Genomic DNA, 4,824 nt, shown 5'->3' on the forward strand with positions numbered 1-4,824 from the left:
GAAATTGGCGACCACACTGCTTGCACTGATAGCACTGTCTGCCGCGACGGTGACCGTTTTTAGCCGTGTGAGTGGAGTGACATTGAGGACATTTCATACCTTCATTGTGCCAAGGCCAGCATTACTTTTTCAGCAACGCCCGATGCGGATCAAGAGTCCAACTACCCCCCAACGATTACTACTGGCGGTTGATGGCAGAACACCCCTCCAACCGGATTTATCAGTTGGAAGTGAAGGATGAGGATTGAGTGGTGATGAGTGAGCCAATCGTTAGACGTAAGTTACCAGAGTGCGATCGCTGCTTTTTCTATGCTCATAATCCCTATTTAGTCTGCACGAATCATCCCACTGGTATGAGCGGTGATGCTTGCTCAGATTTTCAGTATGACTCTACAGCCAATCCAGAAGAACTGTGGGAGCCGGAGGGGGCTAGCTACTATAACGGAGAGCTAATCGTGACTCCACATCAGCGGTGGTCACGGCTAGAGAAGTTAGCGCTACTCGATTCGCACCCGCTTTTTACAGGACGATGCCCTCAGTGTGAGACTGGCATCGCTTCGGACACTCCAAAAGTGCATTGGGATTGTGGACACTGTGGCTGGAAGGATGATTCAGTGTAAGCAGCCGATTAATCTATCTGGATGCTCCCGTTTGGACAGACAGGAGAGCCATTCTGAAACGCAGGTTTTATAGCGAGGGTTGCTTCTGGTCCTTTAGCCTCACAAAGAATAGCTAATGTAGTGTCTTCGCCTTGCTGGGTCTTTCCTAGAAAAACGCCTCCTACATAGCTTGGCCGAGCAAGAGCATCGTTGCCGATTGTCACCCCATAAGAAAATGCTGATGTGGGTGTGGCATAAACTGAATATTCATACTGCTGGGACCTCATCTCAATCCCTAAGCCGAGAGGCTCAGCAGGGTAGGCGAGTGATTTATCGACAATTGTTTAGCCTCAAAACCATGCTGGAGTTCCCCTCTCAAGCGGTTGAGCAGCATCTTCCAGCAATTACTACGATTTATCTGCCTACCCTGGAATGAATTTGCGATCTACTGAGGCCTTCAGCATGAGCGGCGTGTTCAAATAGGGTGGGGTAACAGCTATGCAGAAAGTCAAAGTTGGATGCCATCTACAACTCCACGAATAGACTCATGGTATAAAATTCCCGATTCTGCCAGAGAAACCAGAATTTTAATTGGGTTGCTATGAATGACTCATCATCTCTTCACTATCCAAGCACGTACTCGCAGGCATCTGACAGTATTGAAATTGCCACAACTATCGACTGATGCCGTAGCAGTTTGCCTTAGAGTCGAAGGTATTAAATTTCACGATGTTCAGTGAAATATTTAATGGTGTCACCTGAGAGCACTGTCGTATATTTGTCCAAGCAATAGGAGGCGATGTGATGTGGCAGTGGCTAAACTCTTGGCAACGTGCGATTAGCAGAGGCAAACCTGCGATCGAGGAAGCACCCCCACCGGCTACCTTGACTCATCCTGCCCCTCGAACAGCGGTGGCCCCTGCCTTATCGCATCCACTTGCCGTTGATTTGCCCGAATCTAGCTTGTTTTATCGCTCGATTGAGGGCAAGCTCATCTGCCGCTCGATTGCTTCGGGCGACATTGTGTGGGAATCCCAGGACGATGGGTACCCTTTGTGCGTCACTGACGACATCCTATGGGTGGTACAAGGTGACGCTATTGCAGCGTATGTCACTACAAACGGGCGACTCCTGATGCGATCGCCACCGCTGTGGTTAACGGGTACAGTGACTCATATGCTGTGTGATCTATCTCAGCAAACCTTGCGTATCTATTCCACCTATTCTCCTCCACCACCCAATCTTGGAACACCACATTATCTGCCTCCGCCCGCTGAAGATGAAGCAGCGTATGAGATCAGTCTGATCACAGGAGAAATCATTCCTTTATACCAAGTCACTCTATATCACAAATCCAAATTCCAGCTTTTGGATAGAAACGGCGCTTTTGAACCTAGGTATAACATCGTGCCCAGAGTACCTGAAGCTCCATCCAAACAAATGAAAGGTCAGTTAATTGCTGAGCAACGCCAACGCTTTGAGGAACTTCGTAGCGAGAGGCAAAAGGCATATGCTCGTCGGCCCGGACAAAGCTATGAAAAAGCTCAGTTGCAGGCAACTTCAGTCGTCATTTGCGAGTACGGTACTGATCAGGGCTTCGTACGTAAAACTATATTAAGTGTCTTTCCTAACCAAACGCCCGATGTAGGGCAGTGGGAAGCGCTGTTAAAGGAATTTTGTATAGAATCACCGACTTGCTGAGGCTGATTCTGTATCCCCACTGCACAGTGGTCAACATGAGAAGTTCAAGTCTTAGCATTTTGTGTCAGCTCTAAACTCAACGAAGGCGATCGCCCTTTCAAAGCGTTGGGGGTTTCGCGATCGCGATCGTCGCAAGTCACAAGGATGTCGGGGTAGTAGAAGCGATTGAGTTCTTCGAGCTGTACTTTCATGTCAGGGATATAGACGTGGCAACCAGAGCCTCTCAAATGGTTCCGCAGCTCGGAGACAAGGGTCAGCGCTAGGGTGACATGAGCATCGCTAGCTCTAGCCATTGCGAAAATTTGCCCATCAATGTACTCGTGCTTGACAGGGCTATGTTCTTCCCTCTTGAGGTATTCTTCGGCGGTCAGGTGGGGCTGGGGTGAGGCAATCATGGCGCGGTTTGTGGGTAAAAATCACGGTTCTAGAGGAACGTCTTCATAAACTTGGTCGATGGCGCACTCGAACTCTAGGCTTTCTAAAATCAGGGTGTCGCCAGCGGTGTAAGGATGATAGAGCCACATCCAACCTTCACCTCGACGATAGCGCTCGACGCTAATTTTCTCGGAGTCGATTAGGACGTACTCTTGCAGGCTATTGAGGTTGCGGTAGTTTTTGAATTTGTCGCCTCGGTCGTTGGCTGCGGTGTTGGGGGAAAGTACTTCAACAATTAGACAAGGGTCTTGAATGAGTTGACGGCCTTGTAGATCGCGATCGCTGCATGTAACTACCAAGTCGGGGTAGTAGTAGATGCTACTACTGACTTGCACTTTGACATCAGAAACGGTAGCCACACAGTTACACTCTCGCAAGTGAGGCCGTAGAGCGCTGTAGAGGTTGAGAGCTAGCAAGTTATGAGCAACGCTGCCGCCTGTCATGGCGATGATCGCTCCGTTCACATACTCATGGCGAGTTTCTCGCTGAGTTTCCCAAGCAAGATATTCTTCAGCACTGAGTTGGGGTTGGGGTGAGGCAATCATCGTTTGGCTTCCAAACTGAGCAATACTGGCTTGTCTTGTTTGGTTCTAGAGTAACGCTTACCCCTAGTTTCCTGAATTAGATTTCTCCTCGAAATGCATTTTGAAGGAGCTCAGTGATGGCGATACCAATTTTGTTGGTTGCCAGTTTGCCGCCAACCGCTTCGTGCGGTCCCGTTGGTTCCATGTCGATGAGTTCTCCGTCGGCGAGTTCGTAGCGAAAGTCATCACTATAGTGGGCGATGAATTCATCGAAGGTGAGGGTTTGAGTGAGAGTGCAGGTCATGGCACTGGCTCCTGACTAGAATTCACCTGCCTTTAGTGTATTCCAGCGACCGAGTTGCTCCTTGTGCAGCAGCATGGCTCAGTGACTTAGTAGGGAGTGAAGTAGTTTCTAGTTCGGTAGCTATCTGTATATCAGGAATACTCTAATGAACTACCGCGCCCTAAGAGGAACGCGGTTTCTGTCGCTTCATTGAGGATAGTTGCCGAAAACCTCCACAGTGTTTAGTTGTAGGGTTAGCGGTAGCGCTCTCCTCCCCAAGATTGAGGACGCGGGTTCCCAACGCCCATGACAGACACACCTTAGCCACAGCTACATCCCTGTCATCGGTGTAGCTGCGTAGCTGCATTTGGCACAATGATGCTCTCTTTGGTCTAAGGTCTTGGGGGCTTGATGAGCGCAGTTCGAACAGGTCTGGGAGGGCTTTACCTTTTGAGTCGACACCTCCACAAACACGCCACCACATTCGGCCAGTTTGTACTCAATCATGCCTCGCAGCATTCCCCACCCTGTATCGAGGATGGAACGATTGAGCCCAATTTTTTGCCGCTTGCGTTTGCTGCCCTGTTTAGCTTTGCGGGTCATCCCTTTGATATTCAGCTTTTCCGTTGCAACGAGGCTATTACCGTCAACGATCTCTGCTGCAACTTTGTGCGCCCAATCTTGGCGTTGATTTGCCACTTTGCGCTGGAGTTTAGCAACCTTGTGAGATGCTTTCTTCCACCGCTTTGAAGCGTTCACCTTCCGCTTGAAGTTGGGTGCTCTCTTTCGTCGTTTCTGCTTGGAAGCCTGACGAATCTGGCTCTGAGTCTTGGCAAGAAATCGGGGGTTATCCAGCTTTGTGCCGTCACCCAGGGCAACGGCGCTTAGACAGCCAAAATCAAGCCCCATTGAGCCTGTTCCGGTTTCGCGCTGGGGTTCACAGTTCACGGTGATAGAAGCGTACCACTTGCCCTGTCGATAAACAAGGGTGCAAGTAAGATAGAGTACCCAACTGTCGAGCTTGGCCCCGCATCTGAATCTGAAGCCCTAAGTCTCGCAGTTCCAGATAACCGTTATCTCCTGTCGTGTGGGTTTTCCAACCCGCAGAGTCAGGATATGTCCACCCGCTATAACGACGCAGTGCTTTGAATTTTGGCTTACCTCTAAGTGGGCGCATCTGTTGGTTGGGGGAGTACTAGATCGATTCGCGAGAATGGAAGAGACCACAAAAAAGGGCAAACCTGGCTGGCTTGCCCTCTCACTACAAAAACTACTTCCATGT

10 protein-coding genes are annotated in these 4,824 nt (G+C 49.8%); 3 read left to right on the forward strand and 7 right to left on the reverse strand.

Annotated features, from left to right (window positions below; genetic code table 11):
* The coding region (locus NDA01_RS31180) for a transposase-like zinc-binding domain-containing protein (protein WP_431193408.1) at window positions 1–97 on the reverse strand (97 nt) is incomplete at its 3' end.
* 157 nt (window positions 98–254) lie between these two features.
* Between NDA01_RS31180 and NDA01_RS31185 the strand changes: the two genes are divergently transcribed.
* The gene (locus NDA01_RS31185) at window positions 255–620 is read left to right on the forward strand and encodes a hypothetical protein (protein ID WP_348231111.1); all 366 of its coding nucleotides are present in this window, start codon (window positions 255–257) and stop codon (window positions 618–620) included.
* A gap of 8 nt (window positions 621–628) precedes the next feature.
* Here NDA01_RS31185 and NDA01_RS32175 read toward each other — a convergent pair whose 3' ends face one another.
* Window positions 629–886 carry a type IV pilin-like G/H family protein gene (locus tag NDA01_RS32175; RefSeq protein ID WP_431193602.1) on the reverse strand — a complete coding sequence of 86 codons (258 nt, stop codon included), beginning with the start codon at window positions 884–886 and terminating at the stop codon, window positions 629–631.
* On the opposite strand from NDA01_RS32175, the gene NDA01_RS31190 reads away from it, so the two are divergent.
* Together NDA01_RS31190 and NDA01_RS31195 are read left to right on the forward strand one after the other, a co-directional pair.
* A complete protein-coding gene (locus tag NDA01_RS31190) occupies window positions 841–1,035 on the forward strand; it encodes a hypothetical protein (RefSeq protein ID WP_348231112.1) in 195 nt (64 codons plus the stop codon). The genes NDA01_RS32175 and NDA01_RS31190 overlap by 46 nt on opposite strands.
* Window positions 1,036–1,403: 368 nt before the next feature.
* Window positions 1,404–2,300, forward strand: a complete 897-nt coding sequence (locus tag NDA01_RS31195; RefSeq protein WP_348231113.1) for a PQQ-binding-like beta-propeller repeat protein — start codon at window positions 1,404–1,406, stop codon at window positions 2,298–2,300.
* A 44-nt stretch (window positions 2,301–2,344) separates the two neighbouring features.
* Here NDA01_RS31195 and NDA01_RS31200 read toward each other — a convergent pair whose 3' ends face one another.
* From NDA01_RS31200 to NDA01_RS31220, 5 genes are all read right to left on the reverse strand, one after another.
* Window positions 2,345–2,695 (reverse strand): Uma2 family endonuclease, encoded by a 351-nt coding sequence (locus NDA01_RS31200; protein ID WP_431193603.1) that lies wholly within the window; start codon window positions 2,693–2,695, stop codon window positions 2,345–2,347.
* A gap of 21 nt (window positions 2,696–2,716) precedes the next feature.
* On the reverse strand, window positions 2,717–3,280 hold the full coding sequence (locus tag NDA01_RS31205; RefSeq protein ID WP_348231114.1) for a Uma2 family endonuclease: 564 nt from the start codon (window positions 3,278–3,280) through the stop codon (window positions 2,717–2,719).
* 76 nt (window positions 3,281–3,356) lie between these two features.
* The gene (locus NDA01_RS31210; RefSeq protein ID WP_431193604.1) at window positions 3,357–3,563 is read right to left on the reverse strand and encodes a hypothetical protein; all 207 of its coding nucleotides are present in this window, start codon (window positions 3,561–3,563) and stop codon (window positions 3,357–3,359) included.
* Between the two features lie 309 nt (window positions 3,564–3,872).
* Entirely contained in the window at window positions 3,873–4,490 is a 618-nt protein-coding gene (locus NDA01_RS31215) for an RNA-guided endonuclease InsQ/TnpB family protein (protein WP_348231115.1), read from the reverse strand.
* Complete coding sequence (locus NDA01_RS31220; RefSeq protein WP_348231116.1) at window positions 4,480–4,719, reverse strand: hypothetical protein; 240 nt, start codon at window positions 4,717–4,719, stop codon at window positions 4,480–4,482. The genes NDA01_RS31215 and NDA01_RS31220 overlap by 11 nt, the downstream gene beginning before the upstream one ends.
* Between the last annotated feature and the right edge of the window lie 105 nt (window positions 4,720–4,824).

The organism is Trichocoleus desertorum AS-A10, assembly GCF_039962155.1.
In the GTDB taxonomy this organism is placed as follows: domain Bacteria; phylum Cyanobacteriota; class Cyanobacteriia; order FACHB-46; family FACHB-46; genus Trichocoleus.